The organism is Mycobacterium sp. NGS16, from assembly GCF_059813225.1.
Map to the genome: position 1 here is coordinate 662,965 of NZ_JCALEE010000001.1, position 24,421 is coordinate 687,385.

Genomic DNA, 24,421 nt, shown 5'->3' on the forward strand with positions numbered 1-24,421 from the left:
GAGATCTGCCGTCAAGAGATGTTGGGGTCGAAGCTCAGCAGCACGTAGCTGCCCAGGCCCAGCGTGAAGATCACCGAGAACGCCAGCAGGGTCATCAGCCAGAACCGGCTGCGGTCACTGCGGGTGTAGTCGCCGATGATCGTGCGCAGGCCGTTGGCGCCGTGCAGTTCGGCCAGCCACAGCAGGGCCAGGTCCCAGATCTGCCAGTACGGCGAGTGCCAGCGCTCCGCCACGTAGTTGAAGTCGATCCGGTACACCCCGTCCTGCCACATCAGCATGATGAACAGGTGGCCCAGCACCAGGAAGATCAGCACGGCGCCGGAGAACCGCATGAACAGCCAGGTGTACTTCTCGAAGTTGGGCATCCCGGAGTGCCGCTGCGGCGAGCGCGGGTCGCCCAGGCCGGCCGGGCGGTCGCGGTCGGGGCCGCGGACCGGGGCCAGCGCGCCACGACTCAACTGCAGGTCAGGTGTGCTCATAAGAATCGCTCCGCCATGTGCATACCGATCCGGACCACCACCGGAACCATCACCACCAGCCAGACCGCGCAGACCGCCACCAGCATCTGGCGCTGCCAGCGGCAGCCCTGCCACCAGAAGTCGATCAGGATCAGCCGGATGCCGTTGAGACCGTGGAACAGCACCGCGGCCACCAGGCCCAGCTCCATCAGGCCGACGATCGGCGTCTTGTAGGTCGAGATGACCTCGGTGTAGGCCTGCGGACTGACCCGCACCAGCGCGGTGTCGATCACGTGGACGAACAGGAAGAAGAAGATGGTCGCACCGGTGATCCGGTGCAGGGCGAACGCCCACATTCCGGGATCGCCTTTATACAGACTCTGCCGCCGGGGACGCCGGGCAGAAGCCTGCGTCCCGGGCGTCACCGCATCGGCGGATGTCGCCGTCATCAGCGCCTCCAAATATCTGTAGCCACCGGTTTGGCCACGCTCGCGGTAGCTACGCAACGCCATCGCTGTCAATAACCTCGGCTTGGACTCTAAACCCATCCACAGGGTGGAAACGACCACGTCAAAGTTACTGATGAGTAGGAATGGCCGAAGTTAGGGTGAAATTCGACAAATAGCTGCGGATGGACGGGACGGCGCGATGTACTGGCAACGATATGGGCGCAGCTGAGGTGTCGGGCGTAGTCGACTGGGACCTGTTGCGGCGCAACGCAATTTCGGTCGCTGCGAACGCCTACGCGCCGTATTCGGGGCTGCGAGTCGGGGCGGCGGCGTTGACTGTCGACGGACGGCTGTTCACCGGCTGCAATGTGGAAAATGTCTCATATGGCCTGGGCCTGTGCGCCGAGTGCGGGGTGGTCGCTGCGCTGCACACCGCCGGGGGCGGTCGGCTGGCGGCACTGTCGTGCACCGACGTTGCCGGCAAGTTGCTGATGCCCTGCGGCCGGTGCCGCCAGGTGCTGCTCGAACACGGCGGACCGCAGCTGCTCATCGACCACCCGGCCGGTGCGCGGCGACTGGCCGACCTGCTGCCGGACGCCTTCGGACCCGACGCATGGGGGTGACCTTCGACGCGCCGACGCTGATCGCCACCAAACGCGACGGCCACCGCCTGACCGACGCCGCGATCGACTGGCTGATCGGCGCCTACACCGCCGGCACGATCGCCGAGGAGCAGATGGCGGCGCTGCTGATGGCGATCTTCCTGCGCGGCATGGACGCCGGCGAAACCGCGCGCTGGACCGCGGCGATGATCGCCTCGGGGGAGCGGATGGACTTCTGCGATCTGGGCCGTCCCACCGTCGACAAACACTCCACCGGCGGGGTGGGCGACAAGATCACCCTGCCGCTGGTCGCGGTGGTCGCCGCCTGCGGGGCGGCGGTGCCGCAGGCCTCCGGGCGCGGCCTGGGCCACACCGGCGGCACCCTGGACAAGCTCGAGGCGATCGCGGGCTTCGATCCCACGCTGTCGACGGCGCGGCTGCGGGCGCAGCTCACCGATGTCGGGGCGGCGATCTTCGCCGCCGGCGCCCTGGCGCCCGCCGACGCCAAGCTCTACGCGCTGCGCGACATCACCGCCACCGTGGAGTCGCTGCCGCTGATCGCCAGCTCGGTGATGAGCAAGAAGCTGGCCGAAGGTGCCGGGGCGCTGGTCTTGGACGTCAAGGTCGGCTCGGGTGCCTTCATGAAATCCGTCCCGCAGGCCACCGAGCTGGCCGAGCTGATGGTCGAACTCGGCGCCGCGCACGGGGTGCCCACCCGCGCCCTGCTCACCGACATGAACCGCCCGCTCGGGGCCACCGTCGGCAATGCCCTCGAGGTCGCCGAGGCCCTCGACGTGCTGGCCGGTGGCGGCCCCGACGACGTGGTGGCGCTGACAGTGCGGCTGGCCGCCGAGATGCTTGCGCTGGCGGGGATCAGCGACAAGGACCCAGCGGTCACGCTGGCCGACGGCACCGCGATGGACGCCTTCGTCGCGATGGTCACCGCCCAGGGCGGTGATCTGAGCGTTCCGCTGCCGGTCGCGGCATGTTCGGAGACCATCACGGCATCGGCGGGCGGCACAATGGGGGAAATCGACGCGATGGCGGTGGGTATGACGGCATGGCGGCTGGGAGCGGGCCGTTCCCGCCCGGGGCAGCGGGTGCAGGCCGGGGCCGGGGTGCGGATCCACCGTCGGCCGGGCGAGCCCGTGTGCGCCGGCGAGCCGCTGTTCACGCTCTACACCGACACCCCCGAACGGTTCGGGCCAGCGCGTGCCGAGCTGGACGGCGGCTACCGCGTCGTCCCAGATGTCCCGAACACCCCGACGGCCCCGCGGCCACTGATCATCGGAGCCATCCCATGACCACACCGCTGAACCTGGAGATGATCCGGCAGGCACCCAAGGCGCTGCTGCACGACCACCTGGACGGGGGGCTTCGCCCGGCCACCGTCGTCGACATCGCCGGGCAGGTCGGCTACGACGGGCTGCCCAGCACCGACCCCGACGAGCTGGCGACCTGGTTTCGCACCCGCTCGCACAGTGGTTCGCTGGAGCGCTATCTGGAGCCGTTCAGCCACACCGTGGCGGTGATGCAGACTCCCGACGCGCTGCACCGGGTGGCCCGCGAATGCGTGGAGGACCTGGCCGCCGACAACGTCGTCTACGCCGAAGTCCGGTTCGCGCCCGAATTGCACATCGAGGGCGGGCTGTCGTTCGACGAGGTAACCGATGCGGTGCTGGCCGGGTTCGCCGACGGGGAGCGCCAAGCCGCGGCCGCCGGCCGGGAGATCACGGTGCGCTGCCTGGTCACCGCGATGCGGCATGCCGCGCTGTCCCGGGAGATCGCCGAGCTGGCCATCCGGTTCCGCGACAAGGGCGTGGTCGGCTTCGACATCGCCGGCGCCGAGGCCGGCCATCCGCCCAGCCGGCACCTGGATGCGTTCGAGTACATGCGAGACCACAACGCCCGCTTCACGATTCACGCCGGTGAAGCCTTCGGGCTGCCGTCGATCCACGAGGCGATCGCGTTCTGCGGCGCCGACCGGCTCGGCCACGGGGTGCGCATCACCGACGACATCACCGTCGGCGAGGACGGAGCGGTGCGGTTGGGCCGGCTGGCGGCGATCCTGCGGGACAAGCGGATTCCGTTGGAATTGTGTCCGAGCTCCAATGTGCAGACCGGCGCCGTCGGCAGCATCGCCGAGCACCCGTTCGACCTGCTGGCGCGCGCCCGATTGCGGGTGACGGTCAATACCGACAACCGGTTGATGAGCGACACCACCATGAGCAAGGAGATGCTGGTGCTGGCCGACACGTTCGGCTACGGCTGGACCGATCTGCAGCGGTTCACGGTGAATGCGATGAAGTCGGCATTCATCCCGTTCGACCAGCGGGTGGAGATCATCGAGGAAGTGATCAAGCCGCGATTCGCGGTGCTGGTCGGCTGAAACGACGAAAGCCGGACAATCGCGAGTGCGATTGCCCGGCCGTCGTCAAAAGGTTCGCGCGAGATCAGTGCTCGGTGACAGTGGCCTCCGGGTCGCCCTGCTTCCAGGTGATGATGCCGTGCTCGAAGGTGGTCTGCTTGGAGCCGTCGGCGTTGGTGGTCTCATCGCTGGTCGGGTAACCGAGCTTGCCCTGCGAGCCGCCCAGCTCGTTCCACTTGTCGCGGATCTTGCCCCACACCACATACGACCGGGTGGTGTGCACGATCACGCCGCCGTCGAACTGCTGGAAGATGCCGCCGTCGGGGTTCTTTTGCTCGGCGCCGGTGGGCTCGCCCAGGTCCTGCTTGGCGGCGGCGTCCAGGGAGTCCAGCTTGGCCAGGATCGGGCCGGAGACGGTGTACTCCTTGCCGTCCGCGCCGGTCATCTCGGTGGAGCTGGCGGCGCCGCTCTCCTCGGCGGGGGTGCTCATCGCCGACGAGATCACCGAGCTGGCCGAGGAGGCAACCGAACTGGCCGAACTCAACGCGTCGCCGGTCTTCTCTTTGGCGTTGTCGTTACTGCAACCCGTGCCGATCAATGCGATACCCAAAACCGCGGCGGATACAGCTGCGGCTCGTTGTGTTGCCTTGCGCATGTGTAGTCCTTTCGAATTTGGAAGGGCCCCGCAAAGACACGGCCCGGCCAGAGGGTTATCGGGCCAGATGCTATCGGGGATACGACCACTCGGCAATGAAAATGAGCAAACGAATGCGGCAATTATCAGCGAATTCCTGCAATATCCGCATATCTGACCTGCGGGCCGCTTCGACGTGGGCGCGCCCGCGGTGCGCGGTGAAAATGCCCGCTCGAGCGCTACTCGCGACGCAGCCGGGACTGCACGAACTGCTCGAGTTGTTCCCATTCCTTGACCGCAGGAGCGAACGGGCGCTGCGGAGCGGCCACCGATTCCGGGTCGAGCACATAGCTGACCAGCCGGCCCAGGGCGCGGTCCGGTTTGAGGGTTTCGCTGACGATGCCGTCCTCGGCGTAGATGCCGACATCCTGCAGGAACTCCACGGCCAGCTCGAGTTGCTCGCGGTCAACCGCATCCGGGCCGTCGGTCAGGTCGTCGACCATGCCCGAGAGCACGTAGACGTTGTCGTCGGTGATCTCGATCGCCAGCGAGCCATCGGTGGCGGCGGTGCGGATGTCGTCATAGGTGCTCAGGTCCGACAGGTCGTGATCGTGCTCGTCGGCCAAGTAGCGGGCCAGGCCGCGCTCGGAGCCGAACACGCTGATCCGGCCGTTGCGGCCCAGGAACACCGGCTGCTCGCCGAGGTAGCAGCGCAGCGTGAAGAACGTCCCGTTGTCGGTGATGATCCGGATCGGGTCGATACCGACCTTGGTCCAGAAATCCGCGTCGCCGCCGAGCACCACCCGGTCGCCGGTGGCCTGCTCGGTGATCACGGCGGCCGTCTCGTCCAAGTCGGCGTCTGCGGTGTCGCCGGTGTCCTCGGGGGCCGTCTCCTCCAGCTCGACCGGGGGCTCTTCGGCCAGCTCGTCGGCCGCCTTCGATGACGCCGCGGCGTCGACGTCCGGCGTGCTGATGATGTCTTCGACCGCGGCCAGCACGTTACCCCAGCTGCGGCCGACGATCTCGGCGATCGCGTTCCACCGCTTGCGGCCGGCCCGGCCGGTGAAGTTGTCGACGCCGCCGGCCAGCGTGCCCAGGCTCGGGTTGCCGTTGAAGAACTTCGTCACTGTGGTCAGGTCGCACACCGACCCGATCGACGAGACGATCTCCATCGCGTCGGCGACCGCGCGCACGGACTTCTTGGTCGGCTTGTCGGCCAGCAGTTCTTCGACCGCGATCAGGTCGTAGTGGCGGTTGGCGGCCGGGTTGAGCTTGTGGGCGTTGGCCTCGACCAGCCGCTGCCAGGCGGGGTGATCCGCCAGGTCGTTGTCGGTATTGGTGCGCACGAACGCCACCAGGTCGGCCGCGGTGGTGAACCCGTACAGGTCTTCGTCCTTGCCCAGGAACGCCTCCCACTCGTCACCGGCGTCACGCCAGCGCGGCGCCCACAGGGTGTAGCGGTCACCGGCGGTCACCGCAAGACGGATCGGTACGAGGTCAGCTGCCATGCGGCAAAGGATAACGGCGTCGGAGTCAGGGTTGCCCGGTCAGGTCGCCTCGATGTGTCCGTCATGGAAGCAGGATCGTGACACCGATGGTGTCGCGGGCACCGCCGCCGGCTCGCATTCGATCGCTTTCAACTCAGTGTCCGGTCACCACAACTGTGCAGATAGGCGTCGAGGTCGGCGAGACTGCCGTCCAGCACGGCGATGTAGCCGTCGGGGCGGACCAGGAGCAATCCCGAGCCGGGGGAGTCGGTCAGGTGCTGGACGTCGATCAGATCCAGGTAGCCGTCGAGGACCCGGCGAAGGCCCGGCGGTTCGACTCCGCGTACCTGCAGCGTGTACTTCGTCGGATGCAACGCATGGACCTGCGGAAAGCGATCACCGACCGCAAGACGGGAATCGTTGGTGCCGCCGGTTCCGTCGCGGTAAGACACGTCGAGCTGGGTCAGCGCCCGGCAAAGGATGCGCTGCACGGTGGGCTGCGACGTCACGTGCGGAGCGATGTGACGCCGTGCCGCGCATGCAATCGGATTGCGCAGCAAGGTGACCCGTGTTGCCCGCCGGGTCCCGGCGACGAGCCGATGCGCGACCGGTGCACGCTCGGTGGCATAGCTGTCCAGCAGATTGTGGTGCGCTCGACCGGCAATGACGGCCGCCAACTTCCACCCCAGGTTGAACGCATCTTGGATGCCGGTGTTCATGCCCTGCCCGCCGACCACCGAGTGCACATGGGCGGCGTCGCCGGCCAAGAACACCCGTCCCACACGATGTCGGGCCACCCTGCGCTGATTGATCTGAAATCGACCGGCGTAGGTGATGTCGCCGACACGCGATGCCGGTGGTGCGCAGCGGGCGACCGCGGTCTGTAGCTCGTCGAACGTCACGTGCCCGGGCGGGGCTTCGCCAGGCCGATAAGCGATCGTGAGCCGGTGCAGGCCGCCCGGCATCGGGAAGTAGGCGACGAAATTTCCGCGGTCGAGAAAGGAGAAGAACACGTCGTGCGGCAGCGGCCAGTCCATGCGGACGTCGGCCACGGCGAAGTTCTCCTCCAAGGCGGCACCGAGAAACGGCACGCCGAGCCGGTGACGGACGGTGCTGTGCGCGCCGTCGCAGCCCACTAGCCACCGCACCGCAGCCCGCTCGGCCACACCGTCAGCGTGGCGCAGGTCGACCTCGACCGCGTCGGGCCGCTGCCTCAGCGTGGTGACTTCGACCCGGCGTTCCACCACGACACCGCACTCGGCGAGCCTGGCCGCCAGTAGTGACTCGACTTTCGGCTGCGGCAGCATCAGCAGGTACGGATAGGCGCTGGGCAAGCCCCGCAGGTCCAGGTGCAGCATCCGTCTCCCTTCGCTGAACACCTGAAAGTCGGTGACACACACGCCGCCGGTCCTCGCCGCCTCGGCCAGTCCCAGTCGCTCGAAGAGTTCCAGGGTGCGGGGCTGAACGCCGAGGGCGCGGGTCTCGGTGGTGGGGGAGGCCGCCGCGTCGACGATGCGCACGCCGACGCCGCGGCGGGCCAATTCCACGGCCAGTGTCAGCCCGGTGGGCCCGGCACCGACGATCAATACGTCGGGGTTCATCGCTGCTCCTTCGGGGCGGGTGTGGCGACCGCGGCGAGGAACAGGTCGACGTGCGTCCCGACGTCTAGCGGTTCAGGCGGCTCTTGGGCTGCGCTCGGTGCCACCAGCAGCACCTTGGTCAGCGCGTGCAGTACGAGCGGGCCCACGAACATGCGCGCGGCGGCCATGGTGTCGACATCACGGACCAGACCGGCGTCCTGGCCGGCGACCAGTAATTCTGAGGTATGCCGAAACGCTCGTTCTGCCACGGCTTGTCGAAAGATCTCGCCCACTCGGGGCAGCCTGGGCGTCTCGGCGATCACTATGCGCGCCAGCTCGATGTAGTCGCGCTGTATCAGCTCGGCGCCCAGCTCCCCGGCCAGGGTCCGCAGCGCCCGGTCGAGATCGGCGCGTGTGGTCAGCTCCGGCGACGGCGCGCTGATCGTGCCCTCGCCGGCGATAATCAGGTGCTCCAGGACGTCGGCGAGCACGGCCTCCTTGCTGGGGTAGCGGGAATACAGCGTCTCTTTGGAGACGCCGGCCTCCTGGGCCAGGGCGGCGGTGCTCACGCTGGCGAACCCGTGCCGTAGGAACAGCGTTTGGGCGGCCCGCCGGATCTGTTGAACCTTGCTGTCGTTTCTGTTCTGCTGCGGCACGCGCCCCGCCTCTCGCTCATCGAACCGAACGGTACGGTTCGGTACGATAGGCCGTGGGCGGGGCCCGCGCAACCGGCGAGTGTCAGCCGGTGGATTCCGGGGGAGGCCCGGTGAGATAGCGCTGCACGGTGGGGCCGATCCACGCGACCAGCTCCTCGGCCGCTGCGGAGGCGAGTGGTTCGATCTTGAGTTGGTAACGCGCGAAGGCCAGGCCCAACAGGTGCACAGTGACCAGTTCGACGCGCAGGACCGCTTTGTCCACTCCGAACTCGGCATGCACTCGTTCTGCGACCGGGCCGGCCAGGGTGTCGTGTAACAGCTTGCGCGCCAACGGTTGGATGGCTGCCGAACGCCACAGGGTCAGCAGCGGGTCGAACAGGGAGCCTTCGTCCCAGCGTTCGAGGAAATGCCGCACCAGTCGCGGGCCGATCTCTTCTGGCCCCTCGTCAAGCAGGGTGGCCAACTGATGCAGGGGATGCTCGGGCACGTCGAGCACAGACGCGCTGAACAGGCCTTCTTTGTTGCCGAAGAAGTAGTACACCATCGCGACATCTACCCGGGCGTCGGCGGCGATCCGGCGCACGGTGGCTTGTTCGTAGCCATCGCGCATGAAGTGCTCACGCGCGGCCTCGATGATGCGCTGCTTGTTCTGCTGGCCGGTGCGCCACCGGCCGGCGCGGCCGGAGTCCGCCATATCGGACAGCTTACTTCAACGCCTGTTGACGTATCGGAGCGCCGCAGCGTACCGTCGTTTCTTGAACAGTCGTTGAAGAAAGGGGTGCGTAGATGGCAAAGCGGCGATTGTGGGTGAACCACCTGATCTCCGTACTAATCGCCCCCGCAACGATGACGGTGTTCATCCCGGCGCTGATCGTGGCGTTCGCCGGCATCGACGCTCCAGATCCGGGGACCGGCACCGGCCTGATGCTGATCGTCACTGGCGGCGTGCTGGTCGCTTTCGGGCTGTGGTTTCTGGTGTGGACCGTGCTGTTGTTCGACCGGGTCGGTGAGGGAGCACTGGCCGTCGGAACACCGATCCACCTGGTGGTGCGCGGGCCCTACCGGCGTGTCCGCAACCCGATGATGACCGCGGTGTTCAGCATCCAACTGGGTACCGCCGCCATCGCCGCATCCCCCTGGTTGCTCGCCTGGTTCGCGTTGTTCTGCACGCTGGTCGTGATCGCCGTTCCAGTTTTCGAAGAGCCGCACCTGGCCCGGCGGTTCGGCGCCGACTATGACGCCTACCGCCGCCATGTGCCGCGCTGGATTCCGCGGGTCACCGCGTGGACGCCCGTCGACCAACCGCACCGCAGCTGAAACCGTCCGGGCACAGGAGGAACGCCATGCCATTCCCGAAAGTGATCGCCCGCTGGAATCGGGTGGGGCTGAACCGGATCGCCCGTCGGATCGCTCCCCGGGCGCCGGGGTTCGGCGTGGTCCAGCACCGGGGCCGCCGCTCCGGGCGAATCTACGAGACTCCCGTCAACGTCTTCACCACCGCCACCGGAGTCCGGATCGCGCTGACCTATGGGCCCGACTCCGATTGGGTGAAAAACGTCGTGGCGGCCGGCGGCTGCCAATTGCGAACCCGCGGACGCAGACTGACGCTCACGGCACCTCGGCTGGTCCACGACCCGACCCGCTCGGGCGTCAGGCGGTTCGAACGCCGGATATTGCGCGCCCTGCATGTCGCCGATTTCCTCGATCTCACACCGGATCCGGCTGTCGACGAAAGTTATTGACGTAGGTGCTACCCGAGGCACGGCAGACGGAAGGCGGTTGAGGATGTGTGCATATCAGCGGCGCTGGATGGGCAAACCGGCGGGCCCGGCGGTGCTGACGGTGTTTATCCCCGGCCTGATCCTATCGGTCCAGTGCCAGCGCCGCCGCAGGTTCCTGCTCCGTGAGGAGGCGGCGCGGTGAAGCTGGCCAATCAGGACCAAGTAGAGGGCCTCGATCCGGCTTTCGCTCGGATGGCCATCGAGGTCGGCCGGCACGCCTGGTCGCTGCCGCAGCTGACCATGCGCGAGAAGGCATTCGTCTTTCTCGCCGCCGACTTATGCACGGCCAACCTAGGATTCGCCCTGGCAACCCACGTTCAGATGGCGGGTGCCAATGGGGTCACCGCGGTCGACTGTATCGCTGCGATCCGGCACCTGGCCCCGTACGTCGGCTATCCGACGGCGGCGGTCGCACTGCAGCGGCTCGTCGACCCGGGCGCGACGGCCGACACCCCACGGATGGCCGAGAGCCGACAGCTTCCCGCTGAGGTCGTCGACGAGCTCACCGCCCTGAACCCGGACTTCGCCGCCTTCGTTGCCGAGCAGTTTCGGCAGCGCTGGAGCGATGATCCCGAGCTATCGCAGCGGGAACGCGCATTGAGCTGTCTGGCTACCGACGTACTGAATCAGACCCTCGACGAATCCTTTGCTCTGCACGTGGAACTGGCTGAGGCGGCCGGCGCAGGGCCGGGGCAGATCAACGCCGTACTGCTTCTGGTGGCCGAGTACGGGACGGCCAAGGCTTGGCGCGCCTACCGGACACTGGCGCGGATTCGGGTTCGTCCCGACTGATCAGACCACGGTCGCTCTACACTGCCCACACCGTCGGGTTGCGGGAACCCACCGCGCGCATCGCCGCACTGCTGTGCAGCGTCGTGGCGATGTCGTGCGCTAGCGGGTACCCAGGTACAGCGCACGGCGTCAGCCCCGTGGCGGTCGAGGATCGCGGTCAGCGCGCGGCGACAACAGCTGGCAGAGCTTCGTACCGGGCTGCCGCGGATTCTTCGACGCCGTGTTGGATCCCGCGTGCAGCGCCTCACTTTGACCGAAAGGCTGCTCGCGGGAATCGCCGTGAACCGCAAGGCGTAGGCGCACGTCCGGCAGACGGCATCACTTCTTGCCGCGGCGTCTCGATCGCGTTGATTGTGCGGGGTCATCGCCGGCGGAAGCCGCCGCAAGGAGACCGGGTGTGATCAGCCGCGCTAACGCCAACGGGTCGGCGGTCTGGGCGTCCTGGACATCATTGCGGACCACCGAACCGAGGATGGCGGTGCTCACCAATAGCCGGGCAGCGTGTCGGTTTCGGGCGTCTGCGCCTGACTGACTAATCAGTCAAGTCCGAGCGCGACTTCTCCGGGGTGGGGTTGAGTGCGACATCCGCCACTTGGCCGTCAAGGGCCGCTTTGGGGTGCAAACAGCGGCAGCGCAACACTGCGACGGTTGACAGCGAACCTCGGGCGTATTTCGTCGCGAAACGGCTGGATTGAAAATTGTCGATACCCGCGCCGGCCAGGGTTACCGCGTGCATTATGGACGCGATACCGTCGGCCCTGGACAGCCGCGGGCGCCCAGGCTAAGGGAAGATCCGCAATGACACACTCACGGCTGCGTTCAGTGGGTTCGGTACTGGTAGCCACTGCCGGCGCCATCGTGGTGAGTGCGACCGCGGCGGTCGAGGCCCCTCTGGTCCTTGACGAGCTCGCGTTACTGGCCGACGAAGGCTGGATCATGAGCGGCACCGGCGTACCCGATCCCACCGTCGGCTCCTACATCAGCCAGATCCTCGCGAACTACCTGCAACCGTCATCGCCGCTCTTCAACGGCCAGCCGTCCTTCCCCGGCTATAACTTCGAGGGCCTGACCACCCCCGAGCAGTTCTGCCCGTTCGTGTGCATCCCGGGTCAGCCGTCGCTGAACTTCGGCGACTCGCTGAATGCCGGTGTCGCCGCGCTGAATTCCTCGATCCTTCCGCAGCTGCTGGCGGGCGACAACGTCACCGTGTTCGGCTACTCCCAGAGCGCCACCATCAGCACTATCGAGATGAACGACCTGATCGCCAACGCCGGGGCGGCGGGCTACCCGACCCTGGATCAGCTGGGCAACCTGCACTTCGTGCTGATCGGTGACCCCAACAACGCGATCGGCGGCATCCTGGACCGCTTCCAGTTCCCCGACGACCAGCACGTGCCGTTCGTGAACATCCCGGTGAGCCTGGCGCCCACGCCCACCGACCACATCTCGACCGACATCTACACCGGCGAATACGACGGCTGGGCCAACTTCCCGCAGGACCCGACCAATCTCCTGGCCGTGATCAACGCGCTGATCGGCATTCTGACCGTGCACCCGTACTACCCGCTCTACAGCGCCGAGCAGCTGGCCAGTGCGATCAGCGTCGGCACCATCGGCGACGCCAACTTCTACATGATCCCGCAGAACCTGCCGATCCTGCAGTTCATGTTCAACGGCGGGACCGCCGGGCAGTTCTTCGGTGATTTCTTCTCGCCTTGGGCGCGGTTGTTCATCAACTGGGGCTACGGCAACGCCGGCGACCCGGACGTCAACGGGCTCTACAAGATTCCGGCCGGCGAGTTCATCAACGGCAGCGCCTATCAGCAGGCGTTCGGGGTGGCCGGCGGGCCGTGGGCGATGACGCCGACCGGCGAGCTCTATGACGGTTCCGGCGTGATGGGCCTGTTCATGAAGATGGACCCGCTGCAGATGCTGGCCGGCACCCAGAACGCGCTGATCCAAAGCCTCGTCGGCCCGTGGGCGGATGTCGCTGCCGCGGCCAACGGCGGCACCCTGTCGGCCTCGGACATCGCCACCATCACCGGTATCACCGACTTTCTGCAGGTCATCACCGGCTATGACTTGGTCAATTCGATCGACAAGTTCGTGCTCGACGGCTGGAGCAGCCTGGCCGACTCGATGGACCTGGGCGATGTGCTGGGCCCCGACGCGGTGCTGAGCGGGGTCGGCATCCCGGGCGACGGGCTGCTGGCGCTGGTCGGGGCCGGCTTCGATCTCTTCAACGTCTTCGGCGCCTAGCAAGCCGGTCCCGGGACCCGCTCGCAGCGCGTATTTGACAACGCGCGTTTTCTCCCTAAGGTGAAGCCTGAAATTCGCCTTATAGATCGATATGAATCGTCTGGCGATACAACGGCGACGACCGGGAGGTCTGCGATGAAGGCTCAGCGACTGCACGCGGTGGGGCGACCCTGCTGGCCGCGCTCTGCGCGATCGTGTTGGCCAGTTCGTCGCTGCTGGCACCGGCGCTGGCCTACCGGCTGGAGAAGTTGGTCGCCGACATCGTGCTGCTGGCCGGTGAGGGCTGGATCATGACCGGCACCGGCCAGTCCGACCCGACGGTGGGCAACTACATGGACTTGGTGCGGCAGTTCTACCTGCAGCCCGCGGACCCCTGGTTCGCCGGGCAGTCGACGTTCGCCGGCTACAACTTCGAGGGCCTGGTCACCCCCGAGCAGTTCTGCCCGATCGTCTGCCAGCCGCTGCCGGTTCCGCAGTTGAACTTCGCGGACTCACTCGCGCAGGGCGCGGCCAACCTGGACGCCGCGATCCGCCCCCAACTGGAGGCCGGCGATCTCGTCACGGTCTTCGGCTACTCGCAGAGCGCGGTGGTCTCCACGCTGGCGATGCAGAAGCTGCTCGCCGACGTGCCAGGCGGTTCATACGACCCGGACAACCTGCACTTCGTGCTGATCGGTGACCCGAACAGCCCGATCGGCGGAATTCTGAGCCGGCTGCACTTCGCCGACGGCCTGGACGGGAGCATGCAGCACATCCCGTTCCTGGGCATCCCGGTGGGCATCGGCGCGGGCCCGACCGACTTCTCGGCCAGCATCTACAGCACCGAATACGACGGCTGGTCCAACTTCCCGCTGGACCCCACCAACCTGCTGGCCGTGGCCAACGCGCTGATGGGAATCCCTGCGGTGCACGGCGCTTACTTCAACGACAACCTCGGCAACGCGATCGACCTCGGTTCGATCGGGTCGAACGACTTCTACATGCTGCCCACCGCGCAGTTGCCGATCCTCGGGCCCCTTTACGGGCTCGGTGATGTCGGCAAGCTGGTCGGTGACGCGCTCGCGCCCCTGCTGAAGGTCGCCATCGACTGGTCCTACGGCAACCCCGGCGCCCCGGACGCCGGCATCACCGTCGACGGGGTGGACCCGATCGGCGCGGCCGGCTCCTGGGCGGTCACCGCGACCGGGCACCTGTCCGAGGACACCGGGGTCGCCGGGTTCCTGCTGCGCATGGACCCGCTGCAGATGCTGGCCGGAATGCAGTACGCCGGTGTGCAGAGCCTGACCAACACCTTCAATAACCTGCTGGACTTCGCCGGGCAGGCTCCGCTGTCGCAGGGAGTCGTCGACTCGCTACTGACGGGCTATCACCTCACGATCGAGCTGGACCAGGCGCTGCTCACCGGGTGGCACGACCTGGCCGCCCAGTGGAACCTGCTCGACGTGCTGGGGCCCGACGCCATCTTCAACGGGGCGCCGCTGATCTCCGCCCAGCCGCTGCTGGACCTGGTCGGGCTGGGCTTCAGCATCCTCAACTACCTCGACGCCTGACGCCGTATGGTGTGAGCCCGTGGATGTGTGCGTCGTCGACCACCCGCTGGCCGCGGCGCGGCTGACGACTCTGCGTGACAAGGGCAGCGACAACGCGGCGTTCCGGTCGGCGCTGCGCGCCCTGACCCGGATGCTGGCCTACGAGGCCACCCGCGATGCCCCCTGTGAGCAGGTCCGTGTGCGCACCCCGCTGGCCGACACCGTCGGGGTTCGGCTGATGCGGCCGCCGCTGCTGGTACCGGTGTTGCGCGCCGGGCTGGGCATGGTCGACGCCGTCCACGCCCTGATCCCCGAAGCCGAGGTCGGGTTCGTCGGGGTGGTACGTGATGAGGCCAGCCACTTGCCGGTGCCGTATCTGGCCTCGCTGCCGACGGATCTGGGCGCCCGGCCGGTCATGGTGCTGGATCCGATGCTGGCCACCGGCGGCTCGCTGGTGCACACCGTCGGACTGCTGGTCGATCGCGGCGCGACCGACATCACCGTGCTGTGCGTGGTGGCCGCCCCGGAAGGCGTTGCGGCACTTAAGGTCGCCGCTCCGGCCGCGCGGCTGTTCACCGCGGCGGTCGACGACGGGCTCAATGCCGACGCCTTCATCGTGCCGGGGCTCGGCGACGCCGGCGACCGGCAATTCGGCCCGCGTTGGATACAGTAGGTGTTGCCCGCCTTCCAGCGACAACCGTTTCTGCGCAGGAGGCATCAGTCGACCCGACGGCTCGCTGTCGCTCAGAGGCGGGCAACTGCCACAGCCCCCGGGCCTGGCGGTGGTTGGGCCCGTCGGGCCCTACCAGTCCCGGACCTCCTCGGCAACGGCCGCGCAGATTCGCTGCGCCGCGACGCGGTCGGCGGCCGGATCATTCGATGGCTCCAGCGTCACTTCCAGGTAACACTTGAGCTTGGGCTCGGTGCCCGAGGGCCGTACCACCACGCGCACCGAGGTCTCGTCACGCTGCCCGGTGAACTCCAGTGCGTCGGTGGTCGGCCCGGCGCGGTGCAGCAGATCGGTTGCGGTGACAGTGAATCCGGCCAGTGCACCGGGGGGAGCAGCGCGCAGCCGGGACATCACCGCGGTGGCCTCGGCGACGTCGGCCACTCGGCGGGTTACCGCGTCGGTGACGTGCACGCCGTGCCGGCGCGCCAACCCATCGAGCGCCCCGGCAACCGAGCCGCCACGGTCGCGCAGCGCCGACACCAGGTCGCACGCCAGCACGGCGGCGGTGATGCCGTCTTTGTCGCGCACCGCATCCGGGTCGACGCAGTAGCCGATCGCCTCCTCGTAGGCGTAGACCAAGGCGCCGGGCAAGCCGCTATCGGCGCGGGCGAGCCATTTGAACCCGGTCAGCGTCTCGACGTGGCGTGCCCCGTAGCGCCCAGCGATGCCCGCCAGCATCCGCGACGACACCACGCTGCTGGCAACCACCGCAGCCGAGGCACGGCGGGCCGGCAGCCGGGAAAGCAGGTAATCGCCGAGTAGCCAGCCGGTTTCGTTGCCGGTCAGCATCCGCCAGCCGTCCGGTCCGCCGATACCGACTGCGCACCGGTCGGCGTCAGGATCCAGTGCGATCGCGATGTCAGCGTTGACATCGGCGGCCAGCTCCAGCAGCGCGTCGGCGGCGCCCGGCTCCTCCGGGTTGGGAAACGTCACCGTCGGGAAGTCCGGATCCGGGTCGAATTGGCTTGCCACGGTGTGGATGTCGCTGAACCCCGCGGCGCGCAGGACGTCGACCCCCAGCGCACCGCCCACCCCGTGCAGCGGCGTCAGCGCCACCCGAATCCCGCCGTGGTGGCGCCGCACCGCGGCCGCCCGTGCGATGTAGCGCTGCAGCAGGTCGCCGCCGGCCGGCGGGGCGGTGCGGCGGGGGATCGCATCGGCTGGGGGAGCGGCGGCCATCGCGGCCTCGATCTCGGTGTCGACCGGGGGGATGATCTGCACACCGCCGTCGAAGTACACCTTGTAACCGTTGTCTCCGGCCGGGTTGTGCGAGGCGGTGATCTGGATACCGGCCGCCGCGCCGGTCTGTCGCACCGCGAACGCCACCACCGGCGTCGGCTGCGGATCGGCTAGCCGAAGCACCGAAAACCCTGAGGCGGCAAGGACTTCGGCTGTCGCCGCGGCAAACGCTTGCGAGCCGTGGCGGGCGTCGCGGCCGACCACCACGGTCGCACCGGCGCGCCCGCGTGCGGTGAGGACCTGGGCCACCGCCCAACTGGCGCGCAGCACCACGGCGAGGTTCATCGCGTCGGGCCCGCCCCGGACCGGCCCCCGCAGTCCGGCGGTGCCGAAACGCAGCGGCGCCGCGAACCGGGCGGCCCGTTCGTCGTCGTCCCAACCGGCCACCTCCGCGGCGGTCGCCGGGTCCGGGTCGTGGGCGATCCAGTCGCGCGGATTCACAGCCGGGCTACGACCTCGGCGAGCAGCTCACCCATCCGGGCCGCCGACTCCCGGCCGGCGGCCAGCACCTCGGCGTGGCTGAGCGGCTCGCCGGTGAGCCCGGCCGCCAGGTTCGTCACCAGCGACAGCCCCAGCACCTGAGCCCCGGCCGCCCGGGCGGCGATCGCCTCGTGCACGGTCGACATGCCCACCAGGTCGGCGCCCAGGGTGCGCAGCATCCGGATCTCCGCCGGGGTCTCGTACTGCGGGCCGGACATCCCGGCGTAGACGCCCTCGGCCAATGTCGGGTCCACCTGGCGGGCCAGTGCGCGCAGCGCCGGGGTGTAGGCGTCGACCATGTCGACGAAGTGCGCGCCCTCAAGCGGTGAACGTCCGGTCATGTTCAGGTGGTCGCTGATCAGCACCGGCTGGCCGACCTCGAAGTGCTCACGCAGGCCGCCGGCCGCGTTGGTCAACACCACCGTGTTCGCACCGGCCGCCACTGCGGTACGCACCGGTCGCACCACGTCGACCAGCGGGTGGCCCTCGTAGGCGTGGATCCGGCCGACCAGCACCAGCACCCGATGGGTGCCGATCGGTATCGACACCAGCTCGCCGAGGTGGCCCGCCGCGGTCGGCGCACTGAACCCGGGCAGGTCGGCCATCGGCATCGCCGCGGTGGGCGTGCCCAGGGCCGCCACCGCCGGCGCCCACCCGGAACCGAGGACGATCGCCACGTCGTGGGTGTCGACCCCGGTGCGCCGGGCCACCACCGCCGCGGCCTGGGTCGCGAGCGGAACCGTCACAGCCCCTGAGCTTAGCCGCGCGCCACGGTGGGATACTGCGTGAATGCCCTCAGCTTCCGCGTCGCAGGCCGCGCAGGCGTGGTTGGCCGTCAACGCCGATGAGCTGATCGCCTGGCGGCGGCATCTGCACCGCCACCCGGAGCTGAGCCGCCAGGAGTTCGCCACCACCCAGTTCATCGCCGAACGCCTGGCCGGTGCCGGCCTCAACCCCAAGGTGCTGCCCAGCGGAACCGGGCTGATCTGCGACTTCGGCCCCGAAGACGGCCCGCGCATCGCGTTGCGGGCCGACATCGACGCGCTGCCGATGACCGAGCAGACCGGGGCGCCGTACGCCTCGCTGGTGCCGGGGGTGACCCACGCCTGCGGTCACGACGCGCACACCGCGATCCTGCTGGGAGCGGCGCTGGCGCTGGCTTCGGCGCCGGAGCTGCCGGTCGGGGTGCGGCTGGTGTTCCAGGCTGCCGAGGAGCTGATGCCCGGCGGGGCGATCGACGCGATCGCGGCCGGGGTGCTGTCCGGGGTCAGCCGGATCTTCGCGCTGCACTGCGATCCGCGGCTGCAGGTCGGCCGGGTGGCCACCATCCCGGGTCCGATCACCTCGGCGGCCGACACCATCGAGATCACCGTCGGCGGCCCCGGCGGGCACACTTCCCGGCCGCACCTGACCGCGGATCTGGTCTATGGGCTCGGAGTGCTGATCACCGGGCTGCCCGGCGTGCTGTCCCGGCGCATCGACCCGCGCAACAGCACTGTGCTGGTGTGGGGGGCGGTCAACTCCGGGGCGGCCGCCAACGCGATCCCGCAGGCCGGGCGGCTGGCCGGCACCGTGCGCACCGCCAGCCGCGACACCTGGGTGGCGATGCAGGGCATCATCGAGGACGCGGTGACCTCATTGCTGGCCCCGCTGAACATCGACCACACGCTGTACTACCACCGCGGGGTGCCCCCGGTGGTCAACGAGGCGGTGTCGACCCGGATGCTCGCCCACGCGATCGAGGCCGTCGGGCCCGACGTGCTGGCCGAGACCCGGCAGTCCGGCGGCGGCGAGGACTTCTCCTGGTACCTCGAGGAGGTGCCCGGCGCGATGGCCCGGCTCGGGGTGTGGCCGGGGGTCGGGCCGCAACGCGACCTGCACCAGCCGACGTTCGATCTCGACGAGCGGGCGCTGGGCATCGGGGTGCAGGTGATGGCCGGCATCGTCGACCAGGCCGCGCTGCTTTAGCCTCAGCGGCGCGAGCTGGCGCACCTCACCGCTTTGCGAGCGTGCGCGTTTGCCCGCAGACACGCCCGCTCGCGGAGAGGACACTAACTGCCCGGGCCGATGTTGCGGGCCGGGCGGGTCTGCAGTTTGCGCACGTACTCCTCGGGCGCACCAGCGATCTGGGCGGCCTCGGCCACCACCCCCAGATAGCGCGCCGACGGCAGACCGCCCTCCCAGGCGTCCACCACGTACAGCCAGGCCAGCACCGGCTCGGGGGCGCTGTCGGCCGGATCCGACGTGATCCCGTCCACCCGGTCCACCCGACAGCGGATCTTCTTGTGGATCCCGAAGTCCGAACCCTCCCAGCGGTCCATGTTCTTCTCGTCCTCGGGGGTCACGTCGTAGAGGACGACGAACACGCTCGAGCCAGGGTCCTCGACCACGGTCGCCAGCGCGCCCTCCCAGCCGATGTCCTCGCCGGCGAACGTCAGCCGCCAGCCGTGGATCCAGCCGGTGCCGGTCATCGGGGAGTGCGGTGCACGCTGCAGCATCTGCTCGGGATGCATGTTTGACCCATAGGCGGCGTAGAGCGGCACGGCAGAAAGCTTAAACGCCGGGCCCCGGATAAGTTGGTCGCTGTGACTTCTGCCTCCACGCGCATCGTGATCATCGGCGGCGGACCGGCCGGCTACGAGGCGGCACTGGTGGCAGCGGCCAAGGGGCCGGAGGCGGTGTCGGTCACCGTGGTCGACGCCGACGGCATCGGCGGTGCCTGCGTGTTGTGGGACTGTGTGCCGTCCAAAACGTTCATCGCCTCGTCCGGGGTCCGCACCGAGCTGCGCCGGGCCCCGCACCTGGGCTTCGACATCCACTTCACCGACGCCGAGATCGAGCTGGAGAAGATCCACGAGCGGGTCAAGTCGCTGGCCGCCGCGCAGTCCGCCGACATCCGCACCCAACTGATCAACACCGGTGTCGAGGTCATCGCCGGCCGCGGGGAGCTCATCGACCCCGAAACCGGCCTGGCGCGCCACCGGGTCCTGGTCACCGAGCACGGCGGGGGACAGCGCCTGCTCGACGCCGACGTGGTGCTCATCGCCACCGGCGCCAGCCCGCGCACCCTGCCGAACGCCGAACCGGACGACGAACGGATCCTGACCTGGCGTCAGCTCTATGACCTGCGCACGCTGCCCGAGCACCTGGTGGTGGTGGGGTCGGGGGTGACCGGCGCGGAGTTCGTCAACGCCTACACCGAACTCGGCGTGCCGGTGACGGTGGTGGCCAGCCGCGATCGGGTGCTGCCGCACGAGGACCCCGACGCCGCCCGGGTGCTGGAGCGCTCGTTCGCCGAGCGCGGCGTCACCCTGGTCAAAAACGCCCGGGCCGCGTCGGTGACCCGCACGCACGACGGCGTGCTGGTCACCATGACCGATGGCCGCACCGTGACCGGCAGCCACGCGCTGATGACGGTCGGGTCGGTGCCCAATACCGCCGGTCTGGGCCTGGAGCGGGTCGGTATCAAGCTCGGACCCGGCAACTATCTGCAGGTCGACCGCGTCTCGCGGACGTCGGTTCCGGGGATCTACGCCGCCGGGGACTGCACCGGGCTGCTGCCGCTGGCCTCGGTGGCGGCCATGCAGGGCCGCATCGCGATGTATCACGCGCTGGGCGACGCGGTGGCGCCGATCCGGCTGCGCACGGTGGCCGCGGCGGTGTTCACCCGGCCCGAGATCGCCGCGGTCGGGGTGCCGCAGTCCCAGATCGACGACGGCACCGTGCCCGCCCGCACCGTCATGCTGCCGTTGCAGACCAACGCCCGGGCCAAGATGAGCCGGATGCGGCACGGCTTCCTGAAACTGTTCTGCCGGCCGGCCACCGGCACGGTGATCGGCGGGGTGGTGGTGGCCCCGATCGCCTCCGAGCTGATCCTGCCGATCGCGCTGGCCGTGCAGAACCGGATCACCGTGGCCGACCTGGCGCAGACGCTGGCGGTGTATCCGTCGCTCTCAGGGTCGCTCACCGAGGCCGCGCGCCGGTTGATGACGCACGACGACCTGGACTGAGCCGGTCGCGTCTTCGCGTCGCCCGCCGCGCCCAACGTGCACTGAGCGCGAAATTTCTCGTCGGAGCTCGCAGTGCGGACACGCTCGACGCACCAGCGTGGCCCGCGGGTAGTCGCGCTCACATTCGGCGTCGAGAGTGACGCCAGTTTCACGCTCGACGCCGGGCGCCGGGCAGCCGCCACGTAGCCTGGCAGTCGTGAGCACGCTGGGACCTGACCAACGAGCACAAGCCTGGGACCGCCTGGGCAGCGAGCAGTTCGACGTGGTGGTTATCGGCGGGGGCGTGGTAGGCACCGGGTGTGCGCTCGACGCCGCCACCCGCGGCCTCAAAGTAGCCCTGGTCGAGGCCCGCGACTTCGCTGCCGGCACGTCGAGCCGAAGCTCGAAGATGTTCCACGGCGGGCTGCGCTACCTCGAACAGTTGGAGTTCGGCCTGGTGCGCGAGGCGCTGCACGAACGCGAGCTGTCGCTGACCACGTTGGCACCGCACCTGGTCAAACCCTTGCCGTTTCTGTACCCGTTGACCCGGCGGTGGTGGGAGCGACCGTATGTGGCCAGCGGGATCTTCCTCTACGACCAGTTAGGTGGGGCGAAATCCGTTCCCGCGCAACGGCACCTGACGCGTGCCGGCGCGCTGCGGCTGTGCCCGGGGCTGCGGCGCAGCGCGCTGATCGGCGGCATCCGCTACTACGACACCGTCGTCGACGACGCTCGGCACACCCTGACCGTCGCGCGGACCGCCGCGCACTATGGGGCGGTCATCCGCAGCTCCACCCAGGTGGTGGCGCTGAGACGCGAAGGTGACCGGGTGACCGGGGTGACCGTGCGCGACTCCGAGGACGGCGCCACCACCGAGGTGCACGGGCATGTCGTGGTCAATGCGACCGGAGTGTGGACCGATGAGATTCAGGCGCTGTCGCGGCAGCGCGGCCGGTTTCACGTGCGGGCCTCCAAGGGCGTACACATCGTGGTGCCGCGAGACCGGATCGTCAGCGAGGCGGCGATCATCCTGCGCACCGAGAAGTCGGTGCTGTTCGTCATCCCGTGGGGCACCCACTGGATCATCGGCACCACCGACACCGACTGGAACCTAGATCTGGCCCACCCGGCGGCCACCAAGGCCGATATCGACTATCTGCTGACCACCGTCAACACCGCGCTGGCCACGCCGCTGTCGCACGCCGACATCGAGGGCGTCTACGCCGGGCTGCGGCCGCTGCTGGCCGGGGAGAACGACGACACCTCCAAACTGTCCCGCGAGCACGCGGTGGCCGTGCCGGCGCCGGGCCTGGTCGCCATCGCCGGCGGCAAGTACACCACCTACCGGGTGATGGCCGCCGACGCGATCGACGCCGCCGCCGAGTACATCCCGACCCGGGTGGCGCCGACGATCACCGAGAAGGTGCCGCTGCTGGGCGCCGACGGCTACTTCGCTCTGGTCAACCAGGCCGAGCACGTGGGCGCCGAACAGGACCTGCACCCCTACCGGGTGCGCCACCTGCTGGACCGCTACGGCTCGCTGATCCACGACGTGCTGGCGCTGGCCGACGGCCGGCCGGAGCTGCTGGACCCGATCACCGAGGCGCCTACTTATCTGAAGGTGGAGGTGGCCTACGCCGTCGCCGCCGAGGGCGCCCTACACCTGGAGGACGTGCTGGCCCGCCGGACCCGGATCTCCATCGAGTACGCCCACCGCGGAGTGAACTGCGCCCGCGAAGTGGCCGAGGTGATGGCCCCGGTGCTCGGCTGGGACGACGCCGCCGTCGACGCCGAAGTGGCCAACTACACCGCCCGGGTGGAGGCCGAGATCTTGTCGCAGGAACAGCCCGACGACGCCTCCGCGGATGCGTTGCGCGCGAGGGCACCCGAAGCCAGGACCGAGATTCTGGAGCCGATTCCGCTTCCATGAACTGAGCTTCATTACGCTGCGAACGACGTCCCCGAGAGAACCGTGCAGATGGTCTGAAATCGGCGTTAACATATGTTTGACAGTTACTTCTAGGGCCACTACTTTCTGCCCATCAGCTGGATCACATGGGGGATCCGGGTACCGGGGAAGGTGTGGTCCATGTCGGATCTTGTCGGGGCGCGCCCGCACGCGCTGGCGTTGAAAGCCGGCCGGCTTGCCGCCGCCACCGTTCTTGCCGGCGCCGGTCTTCTCGGCGTCGTGGCGGTTGGGCCGGAGTCCCCCGGTGCGCCGCCGGCCGCCGCGCAGCGCAACTTGGAACTGGTGGCTTTCCCGACCTTCGCCGAGAGCCTGCAGAGCCTGCTCGACGCCATCGGCATGGGCGACCTCAACGAGGTGCTGGGAGGCTTCGGTGCCTTCACCGTGGACTCGCCGGTCTCGTCCTTCCTGGCCTCGTTGAACCCCGACGGCCTCACCTTGAACGGGGTCACCAATCTGTTCGGGATCTCGTTGACCGAGCCGCTCTACAGTTCGACGGTCGACTCGCTGCTCGGTCACGGCAGCGCGTGGCTGGTGGGTGGCGTGCCGATCGGCGACCTCGACCTCGGCGGCACCGGCGGGGTGCTCGATGCCTTTCTCGGCGCGGGCGCCGGCGCGCATTCGCTGACCGACCTGGCCAACGCGGTGGGACTGGGGTCGATGCTGAGTCAGTACGGGAGCCTGATCGACGGACTGGGCTTGGACAACATGAACGTCGAGAACTGCACCTTGACGTGCGGCGCTCTCGGCAATATCACCAGCCATCCCGGTCTTACCCTCAATAGCTCATTGAACGACTGGTTGAGCGGAATCCTCGGAAAGCCGACCGTCGACGTCATCCAGCACACGTTTTCGGGCCTCGGCTCTACTACGACAGTGCCGGACACCGCCACCACGCTGGGCGAATACCTGCACACCCTCCCGGTGAGCGACACCAACAGCACCACCATGGACAACGCGACCCTGGGCCTGCTACTTCACCTGACCCCCAACCAGACCTGGGATCAGTACCTCAGCAACCTGCCGTTCGGCGGGACGCTGTTGGACCCGTCCGGCGAAACCTGGGGGGAGCAGACCCTCGGCGCCTTGTTGAGCAGCTTCCTGCCCGACAGCAGCACCCTGACGATCACCGGTGACACTCCGATCACCGACATCCTGGAGGCCTTCGGCCTGCTGAACTGGTAGCCGAAAACCCCTCTCAGCTCAACCGCACCCGGCCACTCGGCCGGGTGCGGTTTATATCCAGGGCAGCGCCGTAAAGCAGTCGCGCTTGCTTTGCTGTCATTTGCTAGCGGTTTGGGTGCGCATTTCGCCCCTCAGTCCGCATTGGCCGGTATTTCTCGGCCGATAATTTCATACCGTTTGACGGTTAATGGCTCAAGTTAACGCTGGGACGGTATTGCTGGTGTGGGCCAGCTGTCC

Annotated in this window: 24 protein-coding genes; 14 read left to right on the plus strand and 10 right to left on the minus strand. The window is 68.5% G+C overall.

Annotated features, from left to right (window positions below; all coding sequences use genetic code 11):
* Nucleotides 1-11 precede the first annotated feature (11 nt).
* Entirely contained in the window at nt 12-479 is a 468-nt protein-coding gene (locus AC5Y4Q_RS03230) for a succinate dehydrogenase hydrophobic membrane anchor subunit (RefSeq protein ID WP_064923273.1), read from the minus strand.
* Entirely contained in the window at nt 476-907 is a 432-nt protein-coding gene (sdhC, locus tag AC5Y4Q_RS03235) for a succinate dehydrogenase, cytochrome b556 subunit (RefSeq protein WP_082952724.1), read from the minus strand. Before sdhC ends, AC5Y4Q_RS03230 begins: the two co-directional genes overlap by 4 nt.
* A gap of 215 nt (nt 908-1,122) precedes the next feature.
* Here sdhC and AC5Y4Q_RS03240 point away from each other — a divergent pair, with 215 nt between their 5' ends.
* Genes AC5Y4Q_RS03240 through AC5Y4Q_RS03250 form a run of 3 tightly spaced genes read left to right on the plus strand, consistent with a single transcriptional unit; the run spans nt 1,123 to nt 3,898 of the window.
* Complete coding sequence (locus tag AC5Y4Q_RS03240) at nt 1,123-1,530, plus strand: cytidine deaminase (protein ID WP_185746536.1); 408 nt, start codon at nt 1,123-1,125, stop codon at nt 1,528-1,530.
* Nucleotides 1,521-2,813 (plus strand): thymidine phosphorylase, encoded by a 1,293-nt coding sequence (locus tag AC5Y4Q_RS03245; protein WP_064923277.1) that lies wholly within the window; start codon nt 1,521-1,523, stop codon nt 2,811-2,813. The genes AC5Y4Q_RS03240 and AC5Y4Q_RS03245 overlap by 10 nt, the downstream gene beginning before the upstream one ends.
* Nucleotides 2,810-3,898 carry an adenosine deaminase gene (locus tag AC5Y4Q_RS03250; protein ID WP_064923279.1) on the plus strand — a complete coding sequence of 363 codons (1,089 nt, stop codon included), beginning with the start codon at nt 2,810-2,812 and terminating at the stop codon, nt 3,896-3,898. Before AC5Y4Q_RS03245 ends, AC5Y4Q_RS03250 begins: the two co-directional genes overlap by 4 nt.
* A 64-nt stretch (nt 3,899-3,962) precedes the next feature.
* On the opposite strand, the gene AC5Y4Q_RS03255 is transcribed toward AC5Y4Q_RS03250, so the two are convergent.
* Nucleotides 3,963-4,367 carry an LGFP repeat-containing protein gene (locus AC5Y4Q_RS03255; protein ID WP_234786392.1) on the minus strand — a complete coding sequence of 135 codons (405 nt, stop codon included), beginning with the start codon at nt 4,365-4,367 and terminating at the stop codon, nt 3,963-3,965.
* On the opposite strand from AC5Y4Q_RS03255, the gene AC5Y4Q_RS03260 reads away from it, so the two are divergent.
* The gene (locus AC5Y4Q_RS03260; RefSeq protein WP_125224299.1) at nt 4,360-4,689 is read left to right on the plus strand and encodes a hypothetical protein; all 330 of its coding nucleotides are present in this window, start codon (nt 4,360-4,362) and stop codon (nt 4,687-4,689) included. The genes AC5Y4Q_RS03255 and AC5Y4Q_RS03260 overlap by 8 nt on opposite strands.
* Nucleotides 4,690-4,750: 61 nt before the next feature.
* On the opposite strand, the gene satS is transcribed toward AC5Y4Q_RS03260, so the two are convergent.
* The 4 genes from satS to AC5Y4Q_RS03280 form a co-directional block, all read right to left on the minus strand.
* The gene (gene satS / locus AC5Y4Q_RS03265) at nt 4,751-6,019 is read right to left on the minus strand and encodes a protein export chaperone SatS (RefSeq protein WP_064923281.1); all 1,269 of its coding nucleotides are present in this window, start codon (nt 6,017-6,019) and stop codon (nt 4,751-4,753) included.
* A gap of 128 nt (nt 6,020-6,147) precedes the next feature.
* Complete coding sequence (locus AC5Y4Q_RS03270; RefSeq protein ID WP_064923283.1) at nt 6,148-7,599, minus strand: FAD-dependent monooxygenase; 1,452 nt, start codon at nt 7,597-7,599, stop codon at nt 6,148-6,150.
* Nucleotides 7,596-8,234: a TetR/AcrR family transcriptional regulator gene (locus AC5Y4Q_RS03275; RefSeq protein WP_064923285.1), complete on the minus strand. Its 639-nt coding sequence runs from the start codon at nt 8,232-8,234 to the stop codon at nt 7,596-7,598. The genes AC5Y4Q_RS03270 and AC5Y4Q_RS03275 overlap by 4 nt, the downstream gene beginning before the upstream one ends.
* An 82-nt stretch (nt 8,235-8,316) precedes the next feature.
* A complete protein-coding gene (locus AC5Y4Q_RS03280; RefSeq protein ID WP_064923287.1) occupies nt 8,317-8,928 on the minus strand; it encodes a TetR/AcrR family transcriptional regulator in 612 nt (203 codons plus the stop codon).
* A 92-nt stretch (nt 8,929-9,020) separates the two neighbouring features.
* Between AC5Y4Q_RS03280 and AC5Y4Q_RS03285 the strand changes: the two genes are divergently transcribed.
* The 6 genes from AC5Y4Q_RS03285 (at nt 9,021) to upp (ending at nt 15,268) form a co-directional block, all read left to right on the plus strand.
* A complete protein-coding gene (locus AC5Y4Q_RS03285; RefSeq protein ID WP_064923289.1) occupies nt 9,021-9,551 on the plus strand; it encodes a methyltransferase family protein in 531 nt (176 codons plus the stop codon).
* 26 nt (nt 9,552-9,577) lie between these two features.
* Nucleotides 9,578-9,976, plus strand: coding sequence for a nitroreductase family deazaflavin-dependent oxidoreductase (locus AC5Y4Q_RS03290; protein WP_064923291.1), 399 nt, complete (start codon nt 9,578-9,580; stop codon nt 9,974-9,976).
* 177 nt (nt 9,977-10,153) lie between these two features.
* On the plus strand, nt 10,154-10,807 hold the full coding sequence (locus AC5Y4Q_RS03295; protein WP_235663845.1) for a carboxymuconolactone decarboxylase family protein: 654 nt from the start codon (nt 10,154-10,156) through the stop codon (nt 10,805-10,807).
* A gap of 798 nt (nt 10,808-11,605) precedes the next feature.
* A complete protein-coding gene (locus AC5Y4Q_RS03300; protein WP_125224303.1) occupies nt 11,606-13,066 on the plus strand; it encodes a PE-PPE domain-containing protein in 1,461 nt (486 codons plus the stop codon).
* Nucleotides 13,067-13,260: 194 nt separating this feature from the next.
* On the plus strand, nt 13,261-14,616 hold the full coding sequence (locus tag AC5Y4Q_RS03305; protein WP_499957965.1) for a PE-PPE domain-containing protein: 1,356 nt from the start codon (nt 13,261-13,263) through the stop codon (nt 14,614-14,616).
* A gap of 19 nt (nt 14,617-14,635) precedes the next feature.
* On the plus strand, nt 14,636-15,268 hold the full coding sequence (upp, locus tag AC5Y4Q_RS03310) for a uracil phosphoribosyltransferase (protein ID WP_499957967.1): 633 nt from the start codon (nt 14,636-14,638) through the stop codon (nt 15,266-15,268).
* Between the two features lie 129 nt (nt 15,269-15,397).
* On the opposite strand, the gene AC5Y4Q_RS03315 is transcribed toward upp, so the two are convergent.
* Both AC5Y4Q_RS03315 and AC5Y4Q_RS03320 read right to left on the minus strand, forming a co-directional pair.
* Nucleotides 15,398-17,005 carry a phospho-sugar mutase gene (locus tag AC5Y4Q_RS03315; RefSeq protein WP_499957969.1) on the minus strand — a complete coding sequence of 536 codons (1,608 nt, stop codon included), beginning with the start codon at nt 17,003-17,005 and terminating at the stop codon, nt 15,398-15,400.
* Nucleotides 17,002-17,790 carry a purine-nucleoside phosphorylase gene (locus AC5Y4Q_RS03320; RefSeq protein WP_499957971.1) on the minus strand — a complete coding sequence of 263 codons (789 nt, stop codon included), beginning with the start codon at nt 17,788-17,790 and terminating at the stop codon, nt 17,002-17,004. The genes AC5Y4Q_RS03315 and AC5Y4Q_RS03320 overlap by 4 nt, the downstream gene beginning before the upstream one ends.
* Nucleotides 17,791-17,833: 43 nt before the next feature.
* On the opposite strand from AC5Y4Q_RS03320, the gene AC5Y4Q_RS03325 reads away from it, so the two are divergent.
* Nucleotides 17,834-19,012, plus strand: a complete 1,179-nt coding sequence (locus AC5Y4Q_RS03325) for an amidohydrolase (protein ID WP_499957973.1) — start codon at nt 17,834-17,836, stop codon at nt 19,010-19,012.
* A gap of 83 nt (nt 19,013-19,095) precedes the next feature.
* Here AC5Y4Q_RS03325 and AC5Y4Q_RS03330 read toward each other — a convergent pair whose 3' ends face one another.
* Nucleotides 19,096-19,587, minus strand: a complete 492-nt coding sequence (locus AC5Y4Q_RS03330) for a gamma-glutamylcyclotransferase family protein (protein ID WP_125224305.1) — start codon at nt 19,585-19,587, stop codon at nt 19,096-19,098.
* A gap of 42 nt (nt 19,588-19,629) precedes the next feature.
* On the opposite strand from AC5Y4Q_RS03330, the gene AC5Y4Q_RS03335 reads away from it, so the two are divergent.
* The 3 genes from AC5Y4Q_RS03335 (at nt 19,630) to AC5Y4Q_RS03345 (ending at nt 24,184) form a co-directional block, all read left to right on the plus strand.
* Entirely contained in the window at nt 19,630-21,054 is a 1,425-nt protein-coding gene (locus tag AC5Y4Q_RS03335; RefSeq protein WP_125224306.1) for an NAD(P)H-quinone dehydrogenase, read from the plus strand.
* 187 nt (nt 21,055-21,241) lie between these two features.
* Nucleotides 21,242-22,963, plus strand: a complete 1,722-nt coding sequence (glpD, locus tag AC5Y4Q_RS03340; protein WP_185746547.1) for a glycerol-3-phosphate dehydrogenase — start codon at nt 21,242-21,244, stop codon at nt 22,961-22,963.
* 159 nt (nt 22,964-23,122) lie between these two features.
* A complete protein-coding gene (locus AC5Y4Q_RS03345; protein ID WP_125224307.1) occupies nt 23,123-24,184 on the plus strand; it encodes a hypothetical protein in 1,062 nt (353 codons plus the stop codon).
* The last annotated feature ends 237 nt before the right edge of the window (nt 24,185-24,421 follow it).

Bases quoted from the DNA above. Each gene is read 5' to 3' on its own strand.
- AC5Y4Q_RS03230 (WP_064923273.1), bottom strand. From the start codon at position 479: ATGAGCACACCTGACCTGCAGTTGAGTCGTGGCGCGCTGGCCCCGGTC.
- sdhC (WP_082952724.1), bottom strand. From the start codon at position 907: ATGACGGCGACATCCGCCGATGCGGTGACGCCCGGGACGCAGGCTTCT.
- AC5Y4Q_RS03240 (WP_185746536.1), top strand. From the start codon at position 1,123: ATGGGCGCAGCTGAGGTGTCGGGCGTAGTCGACTGGGACCTGTTGCGG.
- AC5Y4Q_RS03245 (WP_064923277.1), top strand. From the start codon at position 1,521: ATGGGGGTGACCTTCGACGCGCCGACGCTGATCGCCACCAAACGCGAC.
- AC5Y4Q_RS03250 (WP_064923279.1), top strand. From the start codon at position 2,810: ATGACCACACCGCTGAACCTGGAGATGATCCGGCAGGCACCCAAGGCG.
- AC5Y4Q_RS03255 (WP_234786392.1), bottom strand. From the start codon at position 4,367: ATGAGCACCCCCGCCGAGGAGAGCGGCGCCGCCAGCTCCACCGAGATG.
- satS (WP_064923281.1), bottom strand. From the start codon at position 6,019: ATGGCAGCTGACCTCGTACCGATCCGTCTTGCGGTGACCGCCGGTGAC.
- AC5Y4Q_RS03270 (WP_064923283.1), bottom strand. From the start codon at position 7,599: ATGAACCCCGACGTATTGATCGTCGGTGCCGGGCCCACCGGGCTGACA.
- AC5Y4Q_RS03280 (WP_064923287.1), bottom strand. From the start codon at position 8,928: ATGGCGGACTCCGGCCGCGCCGGCCGGTGGCGCACCGGCCAGCAGAAC.
- AC5Y4Q_RS03285 (WP_064923289.1), top strand. From the start codon at position 9,021: ATGGCAAAGCGGCGATTGTGGGTGAACCACCTGATCTCCGTACTAATC.
- AC5Y4Q_RS03290 (WP_064923291.1), top strand. From the start codon at position 9,578: ATGCCATTCCCGAAAGTGATCGCCCGCTGGAATCGGGTGGGGCTGAAC.
- AC5Y4Q_RS03300 (WP_125224303.1), top strand. From the start codon at position 11,606: ATGACACACTCACGGCTGCGTTCAGTGGGTTCGGTACTGGTAGCCACT.
- AC5Y4Q_RS03325 (WP_499957973.1), top strand. From the start codon at position 17,834: ATGCCCTCAGCTTCCGCGTCGCAGGCCGCGCAGGCGTGGTTGGCCGTC.
- AC5Y4Q_RS03345 (WP_125224307.1), top strand. From the start codon at position 23,123: ATGTCGGATCTTGTCGGGGCGCGCCCGCACGCGCTGGCGTTGAAAGCC.